This window comes from Streptomyces sp. NPDC001922, assembly GCF_042891165.1.
Lineage (GTDB): Bacteria > Actinomycetota > Actinomycetes > Streptomycetales > Streptomycetaceae > Streptomyces.
Window position 1 is genome coordinate 102,801 of the sequence record NZ_JBIASV010000017.1, and the last position, 16,982, is coordinate 119,782.

Below are 16,982 nucleotides of genomic sequence, written 5' to 3' on the forward strand. Positions count from 1 at the left end.
GGTCGGACCCCGTGCCCGGTGATGGCGGTGCGCCCCGGTCCCTTTGCCCCCTGATCCCTTTGATCTCCGGTCCCTCTACTCCGCCATCCCCGCGCTCCGCGGCCCCTTTGCTCCGCCATCCCTGTGCTCCGCGGCCCCATTACTCCGCCATCGCTTTGCTCCGCGGTCCCGATGGGCGCGGGTGGTCGGGGCCCGCGGGTCCGACGGGCGGTGCTCCGGGGGCCGGCGGTTGCGGCGGTGCGGCGTCAGGCCGGCTCGCCGGGGGCCGGCGGGGCCTTGCGGAGCCAGCTCTCCTTCACCGTGCCGAGCAGCACCTTCTTCTCGTCCCAGGTGCCGTAGCGCGGATTGACGTCGATACCCATCGATCCGGAGGCCTGCTGCAGGGCACGGCCCAGCTTGCTCTGGCCCTTCGGGTCGTTGGGCTCCACACCGAGCGAGCGCGCCAGCCGGTCCATCATGAGCTGGTTGCGGACGGTGTCCGTCACCTGGCCGGGACCGATGGCGTACTGCTGGAGCCAGAGGGCCCGCAGCCGCGCCGCGCCGCCCGCGCCCTGTTCGGCGGCGGTCTGCGCCCGCTGGATGTCGCGGCGGCTGACCGCGATCCCGGCGTCCTCGGCCGCCCGGGCCAGCACCTTGTCGAAGATCATGCTGTTCAGGGTGGCCCGGCTGAGCTGCCCGGTGTCCTGGATGAGCTGCGCGGACTGCGGGACCTTGCGCTGTGCCTCCCGTACCCCCTCCACCGTGTCCTGGAGCTGGGACACCGTGATCCGGTCGCCGTCGACCACGGCCGCGGCACCGGGGTGCGGGGTGCTGCCGCAGGCGGTGAGCAGCGGGGACGCGGTGAGCAGTGCGGCGGCGGTCACGGAGAGCGCGGTCCAGCGGTTCCTCGGGCGGTACGGCAGCATCAAGCCTCCCGGCAAAGATCGGCACAGCGTGCGGGCGAAACCCTCCATGAGGGACGGTGGCGTGCGACGAGCGGGCATATCGATCCGGCGTTGATCGATGTTAGGGAGTCCGCGGGACCGTAGCCACTGATTCGACCAACGATTCCGCGGTCACTTGGGTACGCGGCCCGTCCGGAACGCCCGGTACCGGTGCCCGGGGCGGTACGGGGACCGGGCCCCGGGCAGTACGGGGACCGGGAAACGAGGCCCCGGTCACCCGCCGCACTGCCGCAGCATCATCCGCTTGTCGGCCGGCGTCACCCGCGCGTGCCGGCTCGCCCGACGTACTGGCAGCTGCCCTGGAATGGCCGCAGCGCCTACGCCGTCGCCGGGGTGCGGCGGATCAAGGGAGAGAACGCCACCCCTCGCATCCCCGAGGAGGTACTCGCGCCACTGCTGCAGGCGGCGGTCTTCTACGTGGAGACGGCCGGCGACGACATCCTCGCCGCACAGCGGGAGGTAGCCGCGCTCGAAGCAGCACGCAAGGGCCGGAACCTCGGTCACGGCCAGGCACGCGAACGGGCTCTGGCCTTCATCGCCGAGCGCCGAGCGGCTGGCCGGGGCATCCCCGCGCTCCCCCGCGAGACCGCGCACACCGTGCCCGATGCCGTCATAGCGCTGCTACGCATCCCGCCCGTCTTCCACGAAGCTCCACCAAGGGGTGACTGCGGAGGGTGTGGGGGTGGGCGGTCAGGCGTCGGGGGCGACTTCGGGGTGCGTGAACCGCACGGGCTTGCCCAGCGACCGGGCGTAGGCGATTTCGGCTCGGGTGCTGTCTCCGATGTAGTCGCCGACTACGAGCACCTCATCAGCGAGCCGGATCTTCGCTCGGTGCAGATCGTCGAGTCGAACCTTCAGCGCCTCGGCCTCGACAGGATCGGACCAAAGTACGTGCGGCGACTTCATGTCACAGCCCGGTTTGACGACGATCTTTCCGGCTTTGGTCTCCCGCAGATCGGCCTCGGTCATCTCGGTCATGAAACGGGTGGAGCCGCAGATCACGACGATACGCGGGAGGCTCAGCTGCTTCTTCGCGTCGGCAAGCTTCTCCTCAGGGGTGGTGCGTTGCGGGTATGACACTGGTTCCTCCTGGTGGTGTGGCCCAAAGGGTGCCTGCGGAGACGAGAACCGGGGTGCCCAAGTCTGACAGCAGCGGCCTGCAGAGCTGCCGAACGTCTGGCCCCTCAAGCGCCGCACTGCTGCAGCATCATGGTCTTGTCCGCCGACGTCACGGGCAGTTCGTACTTGGCTGCCACTTGCGCGAACCGCACCGCGTACGAACAGCGGACCGCCTTGCTGGGCGGCAGCCAGGACGCCGGACCGGAGTCACGCTTGGCGGAGTTCGCGGAACCCGATACCGGCACAAGGTTCAGCACGTCGTTGGCCAGCCGCTGCCGCTTCCCCTCGCTCCAGCGGGCGGCGCCCATCTGCCAGGCGTACGAGAGCGGCACCACGTGGTCTATCTGCACCTCGGTGGCTTTCGCCTTCTTCCAGGCGATGTCCTTGCCGGTGTATGGGTCGTGCAAGTCCATCGAAACGACCACGCAGTCGGAACCCGTACGGAACTCGACGTTCCGACCGTGGAGTTTCAGCAGGTCGTTTCGTGTGTCACAGCCGTTTCGCGCCAGCGGCACCCCGTCCGCCGAGTCCATCCACGCGTAGCCGAACGCGTCCCGGTCGTATCCGGTCCGCGGGCCGCGGCCCTTCGTCGTCACCTTCTCGATGACGGCTCTGGCCTGCGCCTTCTCGGCCGCCGAGGTGATGGCGGCCAGCCCCGGTTTCGTACCGTCGGGGTTCCGCAGCGGGCTGACGGCGCGTCCGGGCCCGGAGGCCGGGGCCGATGCCGAGGAGCCGCCGTCCCCGGGCGGGTCGATCCCCTTGCAGCCGGTGAGCAGGAGCCCCGCGGCCAGCAGTACGGCGGCGCCCGCCGCACTCCGTCGCGCGGCCCGTCCGCGATCCGTGTGCCCCTCGGTGTGCATGGCCCGGCCCCCCACGATGAGCTGCGACGATCCAGCGATCCGAAGGGCAGCATAGAGCGGCGCGCCTGCGCCCGGCCGCGCGCCGGCCGGTACGGCGGCGCGGCTGTTGCGGGAGCTGCGGCAGGGGTATCGACGGGCGCGAGGACGACGGCCCGTTCAAGTCGGTTTCCCTGCTGGGGAGTTGAGGCCGGAGAGGTCCTCCCGGAGCGTGCCCCCGAGAGCCCGCCCCCTCAGGAGCCGACCGGTTCGGATCCGAGGCGCCGGCCCCTACCGGTACACCACTCCACCGAATCCGCGTCCTGTGCGCCACCGGGGCATGCCGCCCCGGTGGCGCACCCCAGGGTTCAGGAGCCGAGGATCGTCGTCAGGAACTCGCCCGTCCAGGCCAGCAGATCCCGGCCGACCAGCGGCTTGCCGCCGATACGGGCCGTCGCCGGACGGGGCACCAGGATCTGCTGCGTGTTCGGCTTGAGGACCGTGCGCGGGTACAGCCGCTTGAGCCGCAGTTCCTGCGACTCGCGCAACTCCACCGGCGAGAAGCGGACGTTGGAGCCCTGGAGGGTGATGTCGGTGACCCCGCAGGAGCGGGCGAGCATCCGCAGTCCGGCGACCAGGAGGAGGTTCTCCACCGGCTCCGGCAGCTTGCCGTAGCGGTCGGTGAGCTCCTCGCGGACCGCGGCGATGTCCTCCTCCGAGGTGGCGGCGGCGATCGACCGGTAGGCCTGGAGCCGTAGCCGCTCGCCGGGCGCGTAGTCGTGCGGGACGTGCGCGTCGACCGGCAGCTCGATCTTGACCTCCAGCGGCGGCTCCTCCTCGGCGCCGCCCTCGATGGAGGCCCGGTAGTCGGCGACGGCCTCGCCGACCATGCGGACGTACAGGTCGAAGCCCACCCCCGCGATGTGGCCGGACTGTTCACCGCCGAGCAGATTGCCCGCGCCGCGGATCTCCAGGTCCTTCATCGCGACGTACATGCCCGCGCCCATCTCGGTGTGCTGGGCGATGGTGGCCAGCCGCTCGTGGGCGGTCTCGGTGAGCGGCTTCTCCGGCGGGTAGAGGAAGTAGGCGTAGCCGCGCTCCCGGCCCCGGCCCACCCGGCCGCGCAGCTGATGGAGCTGCGACAGGCCGAAGTTGTCGCCCCGCTCGACGATCAGGGTGTTGGCGTTGGAGATGTCGATCCCGGACTCCACGATGGTGGTGGAGACCAGCACGTCGAACTTCTTCTCCCAGAAGTCGACGACGACCTGCTCCAGGGCGCCCTCCGTCATCTGCCCGTGCGCGGTGGCGATCCGCGCCTCGGGAACGATCTCCCGCAGCCGCGCCGCGGCCCGGTCGATCGACTCCACCCGGTTGTGGATGTAGAAGACCTGGCCCTCGCGCAGCAGTTCACGGCGGATGGCCGCACCGATCTGCTTCTGCTCGTACGGGCCGACGAAGGTCAGCACCGGGTGCCGCTCCTCCGGCGGCGTGGTGATCGTCGACATCTCGCGGATGCCGGTGACCGCCATCTCCAGCGTCCGCGGGATCGGGGTCGCGGACATGGTGAGGACGTCGACATTGGCGCGGAGCTTCTTCAGCTGCTCCTTGTGCTCCACACCGAAGCGCTGCTCCTCGTCGACGATGACCAGCCCCAGGTCCTTGAACTTGGTCTCGGACGAGAACAGCCGGTGGGTGCCGATCACGATGTCGACCGAGCCCTCCTTGAGCCCTTCCAGAACGGCCTTGGCCTCGGTGTCGGTCTGGAACCGCGACAGGGCGCGGGTCGCCACCGGGAACTGGGAGTACCGCTCCGAGAAGGTGCCCATGTGCTGCTGGACGAGGAGCGTGGTGGGGACCAGGACCGCCACCTGCTTGCCGTCCTGCACCGCCTTGAACGCCGCGCGGACCGCGATCTCCGTCTTGCCGTAGCCGACGTCTCCGCAGATCAGCCGGTCCATCGGGACCGACTTCTCCATGTCCTCCTTCACCTCGGCGATGGTGGTGAGCTGGTCGGGCGTCTCCGCGTACGGGAAGGCGTCCTCCAGCTCCCGCTGCCAGGGGGTGTCCGGGCCGAAGGTGTGCCCGGGGGCCGCCATCCGCGCCGAGTAGAGCTTGATCAGATCGGCGGCGATCTCCTTGACGGCCTTCTTGGCCCGCGCCTTGGTCTTGGTCCAGTCCGCCCCGCCGAGCCGGTGCAGCGTCGGGGCCTCGCCGCCGACGTACTTGGTGACCTGCTCCAGCTGGTCCGTCGGCACGAACAGCCGGTCGCCGGGCTGGCCGCGCTTGGCCGGGGCGTACTCGACGAGGAGGTACTCGCGGGTGGCGCCCTGGACGGTGCGCTGCACCATCTCCACGTACCGGCCCACGCCGTGCTGCTCGTGGACGATGAAGTCGCCCGGTTCGAGTGTCAGCGGGTCGATGGTCTTGCGGCGGCGGGCCGGCATCCGGCCCATGTCCTTGCCCGCGGCCTTCTGCCCGGACAGGTCGGTCTCGGTGAGCACCGCCAGTTTGAGGCCCGGGTCGATGAAGCCGTAGTCGATGGAGCCGCAGGCCACATGGACCACGGACGGGGCGATCTCGCCGAGGTCGCCCGCCCGGCCCCCGGCGTCGGCGAGCCGGGCGGCGATGCCCTCGCCGCCCAGGACCTCGACGGTACGGGCCGCCGGGCCGTGCCCCTCGGTGACGTAGACGGCGCGCCAGCCCTCGGCCAGCCAGCCCTTGGTGTCGGCCAGCGCCCGGGCGGTGTCGCCGCGGTAGGTCTCGGGGGCGTGCATCCCGAGCCGGAGCGCGTCCCCCTCCAGCTCGGTGTCGGTGGTGAACGGGCTCACCGTCCACCACATCATGCCCAGCTCGCGCGCCCGGTCCCGGACGTCGGCGATGCCCCACAGCGAGGCGGCGCCGACGTCGATGGGCGCCTCGCCGCCGCCGGCGGTGGCCGCCCAGGACGCCTGCAGGAACTCCTGGCTGGTGGCGACCAGGTCTGCGGCCCGGGTGCGCACCCGCTCGGGGTCGCTGACGACGGCCATGCTGCCCGCGGGCAGCACGTCCAGCAGCAGCTCCATCTCGTCGACCAGGACGGGGGCCAGCGACTCCATGCCCTCGACGGCGATCCCCTCGGCGATCTTCCCGAGGAGCTCGGTGAGCTCGGGGTGCTGCTCGGCGAGGGCCGCGGCGCGGGTGCGCACCTCCTCGGTGAGCAGCAGCTCACGGCAGGGCGGCGCCCACAGGCCGTGTTCGGCGACTTCGAGGCTGCGCTGGTCGGCGACCTTGAAGTAGCGGATCTCCTCGACGTCGTCGCCCCAGAACTCGATCCGGAGCGGGTGCTCCTCGGTCGGCGGGAAGACGTCGAGGATGCCGCCGCGCACCGCGAATTCGCCGCGCTTCTCGACCAGCTCGACCCGGGAGTACGCGGCCGCGGCGAGGGCGTCCGTCACCTCGCCGAGATCGGCGGTGTCCCCGCCCCGCAGGCTCACCGGCTCCAGGTCGCCCAGGCCCTTGACCTGCGGCTGCAGCACGGAGCGGATCGGCGCCACCACGACGCTGACGGGCCCGGCGGACGGGTCGTCCGAGGCCGGGTGCGCCAGCCGGCGCAGCACGGCGAGGCGGCGGCCCACGGTGTCGGACCGGGGCGACAGCCGCTCGTGCGGCAGCGTCTCCCACGACGGGTACTCGACCACGCCGTCCGGCGGCAGCAGCGACCGCAGGGCGGCGGCGAGGTCCTCGGCCTCCCGCCCTGTGGCGGTCACGGCGAGAACGGGCCGCTCGGCCGAGCGGGCCAGAGCGGCGATGGCGAGGGGACGGGCGGCGGGCGGGCCGACGAGATCCACCTGCGGGCGGTTGCCGTCGGCGGCTGCCTTCACCGCTTCCGCGAGCGCGGGATCATTGACGACGACGTCGAGCAGACCGTGCAGGCTCATGAAGGCTTTCCCGTCCCGGGGTGGACATGACGAACGTGTGGACATGACGAACGCGGCGGACAACGCACACCGCCCGACACGTGGAAACGGGCCGGGGTGGTCCAGACTACGTCGCTGCACCGACAGCCGGGGGCGAGCAGCGGGAGAGGGGCGGGGGGCCTGGGCTGTGACCTGCTGGAACGCCGGGCAGCAGGGGCTTGGGGACGGGCTCACGCCCCACGCTCCGACGTGCCGGGGGTGGGCTCGCGTCCGCCGCCCCAGGAGCCGGGCGCGACGGTGCATCCCGAGCCCGCAGCCGGCGCCACGCCGCGAGGAGTGGGTGACTCAGACGATGCCTTCGGCGTGACCGACGGCGTTCGGCGGCATGCGGACGGTCACGGCATGCATTCCTTCACTCCCTCGGTCACGTAGACGTAAGAGACCTTCCATACGCCCTTGGAACTTTTCTCCAGACGGAGCGTGTAACGGCTGTAGCTAGTCTTCGGGTCAGGGGCGTTCCTGTAGACCTTATTCGTCTTCTTATTCTTGCTGAACACCTTGCTCTGGTCCCGGCACGTCACCAGCCCGGCGGTCCCGCCCTCGATGGCCACCTTGCCGTCGAAGTACCGGTCCTTCCCGGTGGGAGCCAGGTTTTCCTTGATGTTCAGACCGATCTGCGTAGCGGCGTACTTCGTGCCGCCGCTCTTCGAGTAGAACAGGTAGGCAGGGTCCTTGAGATCATTCCGCGCGCTGGCCCGCTTCATTCCCCGGAAGAACTGTTCGGCGTCCCTGTAAACGGCATTCTCCGCAGGTTTCCCGGTTCCACCCCAGGCAAAGTTCATTTCGAGGTCGTCGGGCAACTCGACGCTCGGCCTGCCCGCAGGGGCCGAGGGCGACGCACTCGGAGTCTCCGATCCGCCCTTCTTTGCCCCTTCGATCCCCTTCGGGGAGGGTTCGGACTCCCCTCCGCAGGCTGCCAGCAGCATCGCCGAAGCCGCCAGCAGGGCAGCCGCGGGAATTCGTGCTCGCTGTCGCATTTTCAACTTCCGTACTCTCGCTGGTAGTTGGACTGGCCAGCACGCTACTGCAAGCGCATCCGACGCCGCCCTCGGGAAGCTCGACCGGGACGCGACCAGGAAGTGGCGAGTCCGCCTCGCGGGGAACCCAGGCCCACGAGACGCCGCGGCCCGGGTGTGCTCCCCCGCAGCACACCCGGGCCGTCGTGATCGCGTTCAGTGGCGGCTTTGCGCGGCACCGAATGCGCCCCCGGTCGGGGCCCGCCTCCGGGTCGGGCCCGCTCCCACAGGTTAGGGAGCGGCGGGCATCGCCCACCTCCTCCGCCGGGACGAGACATGGGAGGAGAGAAGACGCGGGCCTCCCCCTAAGGGATGACCGACGGGAGATGACCAGCGGCCGGAGATGAGCGGCCGACGGTGACCGGCAGGACACATCACCCACCCCACCGCCGATGACCGGGGCACCCGGGCCGCCGGTCCGAGCCACGCCCTCCGACCCGTTCTCCGGACTCCCCCGGCATGGAAGGGTGTGGGGTACACAGACCGGTGGAGGGGGAAGCGTGGGCGGGACCGCAGGACGTACGAGCCGGGACGCGGCGCCTGCCTCCGGCTCCCCGGCGGCGGCCCGCCGCGGGCCCGTGGTCGCCGCGCTGATGCTCGCGATGGCGCTGGCCGCGCTCGACGGCACCATCGTCTCGACCGCCGTCCCGCAGATCGTCGGCGACCTCGGCGGCTTCTCCGTCTTCTCCTGGCTCTTCTCCGGCTACCTGCTGGCCGTCACGGTCACGCTGCCGGTCTACGGCAAGCTGTCCGACACCTTCGGCCGCAAGCCGGTCCTCGTCTGCGGAATCAGCCTGTTCCTCGCGGGCTCGCTGCTGTGCGCCGGCGCCTGGGACATGTCCGTGCTGATCGCCTTCCGGGTGGTGCAGGGACTGGGCGGCGGGGCGATCCAGGGCACCGTCCAGACCATCGCCGCCGACCTCTACCCGCTGAAGGAACGGCCCCGGATCCAGGCCCGGCTGTCCACGGTCTGGGCCGTGTCGGCCGTCGCCGGACCCGCCGTCGGCGGGCTCCTCGCCGCCTACGCGGACTGGCGGTGGATCTTCCTGATCAACCTGCCGGTCGGCGCGGTCGCGGTGTGGCTGGTCCTCCGCCACCTGCACGAACCCCGCAGAGCCCGCGACCGGAAGCCGCGCATCGACTGGGCCGGCGCCCTGGCCGTGTTCGCCTGCGGCGGGCTGCTGCTCACCGCCCTCGTCCAGGGCGGGGTCGCCTGGCCCTGGCTGTCCGCCCCGTCACTCGCCCTGTTCGGTGCCGGAGCGCTGTGCGCGGCGGCCACCGTGGCCATCGAACGGCGGGCGGCAGAACCGATCATTCCGGGCTGGGTCTGGAAACGGCGCACCATCGCGGCCGTCAACCTGGCGCTCGGCGCGCTCGGCCTGCTCATGATCGCCCCGACCGTGTTCCTGCCGACCTACGCCCAGTCCGTCCTCGGCCTCGGCCCCATCGCCGCCGGATTCGTCCTCTCCGTCATGACGCTGAGCTGGCCGCTGTCCGCCGCGCTCAGCAGCCACGTCTACAACCGCATCGGCTTCCGGCAGAGCGCCCTCGTCGGCATCGGCGCCGCGGCCCTGATCCTGCTCGCCTTCCCCCTGCTGCCCTACCCCGGAGCCCCCTGGCAGCCCGCCCTGATCATGCTGCTGCTCGGCGCCGCCCTCGGCATCTTCCAACTGCCGCTCATCGTGGGCGTGCAGTCGACCGTCCGGTGGGCCGAGCGCGGCACCGCCACCGCATCCGTTCTCTTCTGCCGGCAGGTCGGCCAGAGCGTCGGAGCGGCGCTCTTCGGAGCCGTCGCCAACGCCACCCTGGCCCGACACCTCGCCACCGCACCGGCCGCGATGCGCTCCGGGCTCCCCGACGACCTCGACTCCGTCTCCCACGCCCTGGAGCACCCCGGGTCACTCAGCGCCCCGGCAGCGGACTACCTGCGGCGCGCGGTCGACACCGCCGTCGACCATGTGTACGTGGGGGCCGCCGCGGCAGCCGCCCTCGCCTTCCTCGTCCTGCTGCTCCTGGCGCCGCGCCGCTTCCCGGTCCTGCCCGACGGCGAGACGGACTGAGGACCGGCCCGCCCGGCCCTCGTGGCGTCCACGCCCCACCCGGCCGGGGCCCGATGGAGTACGACGTCGGGCACGGCAACACCACGACCGGCACCCTCACATCACGGAGAACGCCCGGGGCGCCGCGCCCGGAGGACGCCAACCGCCCGCCGTCAGCCCTCCGGGCGCGGCGCCGGACCCGGCACCGCGCCCGGATCGCGTTCCATCCCGCCCGCGAGCCCCGCCAGCGTGCTGCGCACCCGCGCCATGTGCTCCCGCAGTTCCTCCCGCTGCTGCTCGTGCTCCTGCAGCAGCCGCTCCGTCTCCTGCTCCACCCGCTCCTCCCACGCCCGGGCCCGCGCCACCAGCTCCGCGCCCCGCGTCTCCGCGTCCTCCTGCCAGGCGCGCGCCGCCTGTTCCACCTCGGCGTGCGCCCGCTGCGCCTCCCCCAGAGTCGACTCCGCCCGCTCGAAGAGGCTCTCGATCCGGGCGTCCGACTCCGCTTCCGCGTCGGCGATCGCCCGTTCGGCCTCCGCCGCCCGCTCCGCGATCTCCTGCTCCTGTGCGGCGAGCAGCGTGGCGGTCCGCTGCCGCACCTCCGTCAGCACCGCCGTCGCGTCCGTACGCCATTCCTGGGCGTCCTGCCGGGCCCCGGTCCGCAGGTCGTCGACCACCCGCTGGGCCGCCACCGCACACCGCTCGGCCCACGCCTCCGCCTCGCCCCGCACCTCGACGGCATACGTCCGCGCCCCGTCCTGGACCGCCAGCGCCTCCTCCTCCGCCTCCTCCCGGAACTCCCGCGCCGCGGCGTCCGCCCGCTCCCGCAGGCCCGCCGCCTCGGCCTCGGCGATGGCGAGCATCTCCTGCGCCCGCGGCCCCAGCGCCTCGTACGTCTGCGGCGGGAGTGCCGCGACCTCGGCCTGCAGCCGCTGGACTTCCTCCTCCAGTTCCTTGGCGAGGACGGTGAGCCGCGCCGCGCGCTCCCAGGCCTCGTCCCGGTCGGCCGACAGCCGGCTCACGGCACGGTCGACCTGCCCGGGACCGTAGCCGCGTTCCCGGCCGCGTACGACGGCGAAGCCGTGAGGTGACACAGACGCACTCATCTTGAAGCCCCTTTTGGTCCGTCATGCAACGCTCTGCGCGCCATCTTTCTGGATCGGAGCGATCCACTCATAACGCGACACTCCGCCACACTCCTGCCCAAGGATGCGCCGAGAGCACCCGAGTACGGAACCTCCCCACCGGCCGCACCACGGCCGGACGGGGCATCCGGGGCAACCGCGGCCCCGGGACCACCGGACACCGGCAGCACAAAAGGACCGGGCGTCCGGCCTGTTTCCACAGGCCGGACGCCCGGTCCGGCACACCCGTTCGTCGGGGCGGCGCTACAGAAGCCCGTCCCACATCTGCTCGAGCAGCACCGCCCACCAGTTCTCCGGCGACGACAGGGCCGCCGGGTCCAGCGCGGCCAGCTGCGCCTGGAAGTCGACGGTCCAGCGGCCCGCCTGGTCGGGCGTCAGCCCGAACCGCAGCCGCCACATCCGGCCCAGCAGTGCCAGGCAGCGGACGAACTCCGGCAGCCCGGAATTGACGAACTGCGGCGCCACCGGCTGCCCGCCCGGGCCCGCCTCCACCGGCACCGCCACGATCGCCGCCGTGCCGTACTGCACACACAGCTGACGGCCGAAGTCGCTGCCCATCACCAGGTACGACGCCGCGTCCGGAGCCGGCTGCACCGCGCGCTCGGCGGCGAGCTCCGCCAGCGTGGGCACGGGACGGCCCGGCTGGGCCTGCGCCCAGAAGAACGGGCCCATGTCCAGCGGCAGCCCGGCCCAGACGAGCGTCTGCCCGACCACGTCCGGCACGCCCTGCCGGGACACCGCACGCTGGTCGAAGCGGAACACGCCCTGCGGACCGAACGCCTGCATCAGCTCGTGCGCCAGGCCCTCCGCCGGAACCGGGGGAACCCGCTGCACCTGGCTCGGGTGCGGCAGCGGCACCCGGTTCGGCGCCGGCCGCGCGGGCCCGTCCGCCACCTGGTGCAGCTCGCCCTGATGGTCGATCAGATGCCGTACGCCCTGCTGGCGGGAGGCGTGATCGAGGCCGTACGCCGCGGTGTGGCTGATCCGCACCTGCGGCCAGGTCTCCCGGATCATCCGGGCGCAGTAGCCGCCCGGCAGATCGCAGGACTCCAGCTCCGTGTGCAGCTCCAGCACCTGCTGCGGCGGCACTCCCAGGGCGCGCAGCTCATGCAGGATCTGCCACTCCGGGTGCGGGAGGCCCGGCGCGGAACGGCGGATGAGCTGCTGCTCGGAGCCGTCCTGCGCGCGGTAGCGGAGGACGGCCATGTAGCCGGGGCCGACCATGGGCTGACCGTTCGGGGCCTGCGGGTAGCCGTACCCGCCCGGCGGCACACCGGGCGCACCCTGCGGCACACCGGGAGCGCCCTGGGGCATGCCCGGCGCGCCCTGGGGCGGCTGGGCGCCGGGCGGCATCCCGGGCTGCGGGGTGCCGGGACCGCCCTGCGGAGGCATCGGCGCGCCGCCGGGCGGCGCGAACACGGTGGCGGCGGCATGCACACCACCCGGCGCGCCCTGCTGGCCCTGCGCACCGGTCTGCCCCGGTACGCCCTGCTGCCCGGGAGCACCCGGAGGGCCCGGAGGCTGCGGGGCGGCCGGGCCCGGAGCGCCCGGCGGAGGACCCGGAGGCTGCGGAGCACCCGGACCACCCGTGCCCGGACCCGCCAGCATCGTCGCCGCATGATGCACACCACCCGACTGACCCGGCTGGCCGGGAGCGCCCGGCGGCCCCGGAGGCTGCGGAGCACCCGCACCCGGAACACCGGGAGCACCCGGAGGCTGCGCGGCACCCGCACCCGGAACGCCCGGCGGAGGACCCGGAGGCTGCGGAGCACCCGGACCACCCGTGCCCGGACCCGCCAGCATCGTCGCCGCATGATGCACACCACCCGACTGACCCGGCTGGCCGGGAGCGCCCGGCGGCCCCGGAGGCTGCGGAGCACCCGCACCCGGAACACCGGGAGCACCCGGAGGCTGCGCGGCACCCGCACCCGGAGCACCCGGCGGAGGACCCGGAGGCTGCGGACCGTTCGGGCCCGCGCTCTCCAGCGGCAGCGCCGGAGCCAGCTGCGTCGGGATGTAGCCGCCCGCCGGCGCGCCCGGAGCACCCGGGCCCGACGCCGGAGCGCCCGCCCCCGGAGTGCCCGGCGCACCGGGCGGCTGCGGAGTACCGGGCGGCACGCCCGGAGCGCCGTGCGGCGGAGTACCGGGGCCCGCACCGCGCGGAGCACGCGCCGTGTCCGCGTCCGCGATGTCCGCGGCGTTCGGCCCCGGCTGCCGGCCCGCGTCCGGGGCGCCCGGCGGCTGCTGCGGAGCCCCGGCTGCCGGCCCGCCCCGGCCCGGATCCGCCTCACTGCCCAGCGCCGGGGACACCGCGGTCGGCGGCAACTGGCTGCCGCCCGACATCAGTGCGGTCTTCGCCTCGGCACTCGCCGCGGGCGGCGGAGTGCCGCCCCCGTCCACGTCGGACAGCGGAGGCGCGAACACCGTCTGCGGCAGGCCCACGGACCGGTCGTCGTCATCGCCCCGCGGCGTCGCGTCGGCCCACGGCGTACCCCCCGACGACGCACCCGCGCCGTCCGACGAGCCGCCCGGCCGCGCGGGAACACCGTCCGAGGACGTCGGCTCGTACTCCGCCGACGCGCCGGACCCGGCACCCGAACCCGCCTCCGGCCAGTCCGGCGCCGCGGCCGAGGACGAACCGCCCCCGTCCCCCGCCGGCGCACCGCCCGCGACCGACCCGGACCCCTGCGACCGCTGATCCGGAATGCCGATCGCATCCGCCGCGTCCTGCAGCCACTGCGGCGGCGTCAGCAGGAACGACGTCGCCTCCAGATCGATCCGCTGCGGCGGCACATCCGCCGCGGCCTCGTCATCGGCCACGCCGTACAGCTCCTCGTACCGGCGGATCACCTCGCCCACCGGCAGCCCCGGCCACAGCGTGGCCTCCCCGCTGTCCCGGGCGATCACCATCCGGGCCCGGCAGCCGTCCGCGGAACCGCCGTCCCCCGGACCGCCCTCCCGGCCCTCGGCCCACACCACGAAACCCAGGTCGAACTCCCGCACCCGCACCTCACGCTGCTGGTACGGGGCCACATCGGTGTTGACCCAGCGCTCCCCGCGCTCCTGCGCCTGCGCGAACGTCACCATCGCGCTCACCCCTCCACCGGGACGGCGCACGCGAAGCCACCGTCCACCATCAGGTTCGCGACGGTCTCCAGCTCCGGCGGGCTGCCCGCCAGCCGCTGCAGGAAGTCGTCGAAATCGTCACCGCAGGGCAGCAGCAGTTCCTCGACCCGCTCCTGCACCGACAGGCCGTCCCGGTCCCGCGCGTCGTCGTACGCGCAGAACCACACCGACCCCGTCGCCTGCCCCTTCACCTTCACCGCGACCACGCCGCCCTGCACGAAGGCCACGCCCAGATAGTCCTTGGTCAGGTGGTCCCGCAGACACTTGTTGACATACACCAGGTCATTGACCGCGGCCTCGTCCCGCACCGCCAGGAACGGCTGGTCCACCAGCAGCCCCAGCTCCGCGTCGAGCGCCACTCCCACCGGCGCACAGCCGCCCGCCGCCTTCAGGAACGCCCGGTACGCCCCCGGCAGCCGGTAGCCGAGATCCTCCTCCACCCCGGCCACCTGCTCCTCGGTGACCGCCAACGACCGCGCCGGCAGCCCGAAGTGCGCCGGCCGGGTCTCCTGCAACGGCCGCGTACCGCGCTTGGCCTGGTCCACCGCGGCCGTCGCCAGCCCGCCGTGGTGCCGCAACAGCGCCTTCACCTCGACCGGGACCAGCTCCATCCGGCGCGTCCCCGCCACGTGATGCCACGTCCAGCCGTGCGGCGTGGCCACCGGCGGCAGACTGCCCCACAGCTCGTGCCCGTCGGCGTGCAGCGCGGCATTCGCCGACACGTAGTCCGTCAGCCGCAGCTCGTCGACACCGAAACCCTCCGGAGGCTCGGCGATCTCCGCGGCAGCCCGGGCATACGGGGAGAAATCCGGGAAACCGTCCCCGTCCACCCGCACACCCTTCGGGTGCCGAGCGGCCCGGACCGGATCCGGAAAGTGCACGACCTGCCCGGCGTAGGCCGTGTTCGGTGGCGCGGCCTGCTGCCCGAGCCGACCTGTCGTCATGGCGGATGCCCCCTGCTGCGTCTGGCTGAATGCGCACAGCCTATGCGCTGCCGACGCAGCCGGGCCCGCCCCCGCGGACCACGGCCCGAAGCCCGCACCGGAGCACCCGCACCGGCCGGACGGCTCCCCGCCCGCACCGCACGGCACACCGCACCCACCAGGCACAGCCCACGCGGGTGAGCATCCATCGGTGACGTCCCGTCACCCACCCGTGACCACCGGTCGAACGACGCGCCGCAGCCTCCCCCTCGGCTTCCCCATCCGCCTGCCCATTTGGCAGGCTGTCCCCGCAACTCGGGGGATTGCACGGGAGGGAAGCACCACCATGAGCGCAACCGAAGCAGCACCACCACCGGGCGACCCCCGGCTCAGCTGGAGCAGCACCGACGACACCGTCGGCCCGCCCCCGCTCCTCCACCGCCGCGACAGCATCCTGCCCGCCGTCGCAGCCGCCCTCTCCGTGCGCGGCGAAACCCTCACCGCCACCGCACCCAAAGGCGGCCGGCCGACCGCCCTCCACCCCCTGGTGCAGGACTTCCTCGACACCCTCCCCACCGACCGTCGGGAACGCTTCACGGGCCGATGTCCCGAAGCACTGCTGCTCTCCCGCTACCTGACCGGCACCGAATCGGCCCGCAGCAAACGCGCCTCCCGAAAACCCCTCACCCACGGCGAAGCCCGGCGCGCCCTCAAACAGTCCAAACTCACCGCCCGGCGCATCCGTGAGGACGGCGACCCGCAACACGGCGCCTACGCCCCGCCCTGCCGCTCCTGCGCCTCACTCCTCGCCCACTTCGGCGTCCGCGCCATCGACCCGACGAACGGGAGCTGATGTGCGCGCCTTCGACCGCACCGCCGCCACCCGCTTCCCCGTACCCGTCGACGCCGCACTGCGCGAAGCCGGCTGGGAACCCGGCCGCTGGAACATCACCCAGGCCGAGATCTGGGCCGACGCCCTCCGCGCCCACACCTCCCCCGTCGGACACCGGCACACCGTCTTCCCCGCCGCCGTCGAGGCCTGGGCCGAATTCGGCGGCCTGCGCATCGTCCCCGCCGGGCCCGGACGCCACATCGCCCCCACCCCGCTCGTCGTCGACCCGCTGCGCGGCCTCCACCTCGCCCGCACCCTCGCCGACCTCGGACGTGCCCTCGGCACGGAGATCTGCCCCCTCGGCGAGGAGACCGGCGGCACCGGAGCCGCCCTCGCCATCGACGCCGAAGGCCGCGTCTACAGCCTCGACCACACCGGCGACTGGTACCTCGGCGCCGACGTCGACCAGGCCCTCGCCACCCTCCTCACCGGCACCACCCCCACCCGCCTGACCGCCACCCACTGACCGCCCCACCGAACACCGGACAACCAACCCCGGACGCAAGGGGATGAGCGCCGACATCAAGCCGCGCGCCAACCGAGGCCCGGACCAAATGACGGAGCAGCAGGGCCGGGCGAACGCCCGGCGGTCCGGACATCAGGGAACGGCGGCGCCGGGCCAGGCGAAAGCAACGACTCCGGGGCGACAGGGCGAGGCGGCCACCGAGGCGCAGCCCCGCAGAACAGGGCGAACGCAAGGGGCACCGCCCTGGTGGCCTGGCCATCACGCGGCGAGGGCCCGGTGACCCGACCGTCAGGGCACAGTGCCGCAGGACCGGGCGAACGCAAGGGAGCACCGGGCCGGTTGGCCTGGACGTCACACGGTGAGGGCCCGGTAGCCCGACCGTCAGGGCGCGGTGCCGCAGGGCCGGGTGAACGCAAGGGGGTGGGGGCGCAGGGGTGGGGGGTTCCGGAAGCTGCCGTGTATTTGTGGCCCGCCAGGGCCGTAAATATACGTTCCGGAACCCCCCCCCCCCGGGGGCCCCCCC

The 16,982-nt window shown here is 73.1% G+C and carries 12 protein-coding genes; 3 read left to right on the forward strand and 9 right to left on the reverse strand.

Going from position 1 to position 16,982, the window contains the following annotated elements:
• Window positions 1-245: 245 nt before the first annotated feature.
• The 6 genes from ACFYYR_RS28425 to ACFYYR_RS28450 form a co-directional block, all read right to left on the reverse strand.
• Window positions 246-905, reverse strand: a complete 660-nt coding sequence (locus ACFYYR_RS28425) for a SurA N-terminal domain-containing protein (RefSeq protein ID WP_388859583.1) — start codon at window positions 903-905, stop codon at window positions 246-248.
• Window positions 906-1,157: 252 nt separating this feature from the next.
• Complete coding sequence (locus ACFYYR_RS28430) at window positions 1,158-1,538, reverse strand: hypothetical protein (RefSeq protein WP_388859586.1); 381 nt, start codon at window positions 1,536-1,538, stop codon at window positions 1,158-1,160.
• Window positions 1,539-1,634: 96 nt separating this feature from the next.
• Window positions 1,635-2,024, reverse strand: a complete 390-nt coding sequence (locus tag ACFYYR_RS28435) for a hypothetical protein (protein WP_388859589.1) — start codon at window positions 2,022-2,024, stop codon at window positions 1,635-1,637.
• A 104-nt stretch (window positions 2,025-2,128) separates the two neighbouring features.
• Window positions 2,129-2,923, reverse strand: a complete 795-nt coding sequence (locus ACFYYR_RS28440; protein WP_388859592.1) for an HNH endonuclease family protein — start codon at window positions 2,921-2,923, stop codon at window positions 2,129-2,131.
• A gap of 344 nt (window positions 2,924-3,267) precedes the next feature.
• Entirely contained in the window at window positions 3,268-6,816 is a 3,549-nt protein-coding gene (mfd, locus tag ACFYYR_RS28445; RefSeq protein ID WP_388859595.1) for a transcription-repair coupling factor, read from the reverse strand.
• A gap of 374 nt (window positions 6,817-7,190) precedes the next feature.
• Window positions 7,191-7,832, reverse strand: a complete 642-nt coding sequence (locus ACFYYR_RS28450; RefSeq protein ID WP_388859598.1) for a hypothetical protein — start codon at window positions 7,830-7,832, stop codon at window positions 7,191-7,193.
• Window positions 7,833-8,371: 539 nt separating this feature from the next.
• On the opposite strand from ACFYYR_RS28450, the gene ACFYYR_RS28455 reads away from it, so the two are divergent.
• Window positions 8,372-9,931: an MDR family MFS transporter gene (locus ACFYYR_RS28455; protein WP_388859601.1), complete on the forward strand. Its 1,560-nt coding sequence runs from the start codon at window positions 8,372-8,374 to the stop codon at window positions 9,929-9,931.
• 152 nt (window positions 9,932-10,083) lie between these two features.
• Here the strand turns inward: ACFYYR_RS28455 and ACFYYR_RS28460 are convergent, their stop codons facing one another.
• The 3 genes from ACFYYR_RS28460 to ACFYYR_RS28470 all read right to left on the reverse strand — a co-directional run bounded on the left by ACFYYR_RS28460 (window position 10,084) and on the right by ACFYYR_RS28470 (window position 15,122).
• A complete protein-coding gene (locus ACFYYR_RS28460) occupies window positions 10,084-11,013 on the reverse strand; it encodes a cellulose-binding protein (protein WP_388859604.1) in 930 nt (309 codons plus the stop codon).
• Window positions 11,014-11,295: 282 nt separating this feature from the next.
• Window positions 11,296-14,139: an SUKH-4 family immunity protein gene (locus tag ACFYYR_RS28465; protein ID WP_388859858.1), complete on the reverse strand. Its 2,844-nt coding sequence runs from the start codon at window positions 14,137-14,139 to the stop codon at window positions 11,296-11,298.
• Window positions 14,140-14,144: 5 nt separating this feature from the next.
• Window positions 14,145-15,122 (reverse strand): SMI1/KNR4 family protein, encoded by a 978-nt coding sequence (locus ACFYYR_RS28470; RefSeq protein WP_388859607.1) that lies wholly within the window; start codon window positions 15,120-15,122, stop codon window positions 14,145-14,147.
• Window positions 15,123-15,447: 325 nt separating this feature from the next.
• On the opposite strand from ACFYYR_RS28470, the gene ACFYYR_RS28475 reads away from it, so the two are divergent.
• Window positions 15,448-15,954, forward strand: a complete 507-nt coding sequence (locus ACFYYR_RS28475) for a YwqJ-related putative deaminase (protein WP_388859610.1) — start codon at window positions 15,448-15,450, stop codon at window positions 15,952-15,954.
• 1 nt (window position 15,955) lies between these two features.
• Complete coding sequence (locus tag ACFYYR_RS28480) at window positions 15,956-16,459, forward strand: SUKH-3 domain-containing protein (protein WP_388859613.1); 504 nt, start codon at window positions 15,956-15,958, stop codon at window positions 16,457-16,459.
• The last annotated feature ends 523 nt before the right edge of the window (window positions 16,460-16,982 follow it).

Excerpts from the sequence above, each read along its gene's own strand:
- ACFYYR_RS28425 (WP_388859583.1), bottom strand. The coding sequence starts at position 905 with ATGCTGCCGTACCGCCCGAGGAACCGCTGGACCGCGCTCTCCGTGACC.
- ACFYYR_RS28440 (WP_388859592.1), bottom strand. The coding sequence starts at position 2,923 with ATGCACACCGAGGGGCACACGGATCGCGGACGGGCCGCGCGACGGAGT.
- mfd (WP_388859595.1), bottom strand. The coding sequence starts at position 6,816 with ATGAGCCTGCACGGTCTGCTCGACGTCGTCGTCAATGATCCCGCGCTC.
- ACFYYR_RS28450 (WP_388859598.1), bottom strand. The coding sequence starts at position 7,832 with ATGCGACAGCGAGCACGAATTCCCGCGGCTGCCCTGCTGGCGGCTTCG.
- ACFYYR_RS28460 (WP_388859604.1), bottom strand. The coding sequence starts at position 11,013 with ATGAGTGCGTCTGTGTCACCTCACGGCTTCGCCGTCGTACGCGGCCGG.
- ACFYYR_RS28465 (WP_388859858.1), bottom strand. The coding sequence starts at position 14,139 with ATGGTGACGTTCGCGCAGGCGCAGGAGCGCGGGGAGCGCTGGGTCAAC.
- ACFYYR_RS28470 (WP_388859607.1), bottom strand. The coding sequence starts at position 15,122 with ATGACGACAGGTCGGCTCGGGCAGCAGGCCGCGCCACCGAACACGGCC.
- ACFYYR_RS28475 (WP_388859610.1), top strand. The coding sequence starts at position 15,448 with ATGAGCGCAACCGAAGCAGCACCACCACCGGGCGACCCCCGGCTCAGC.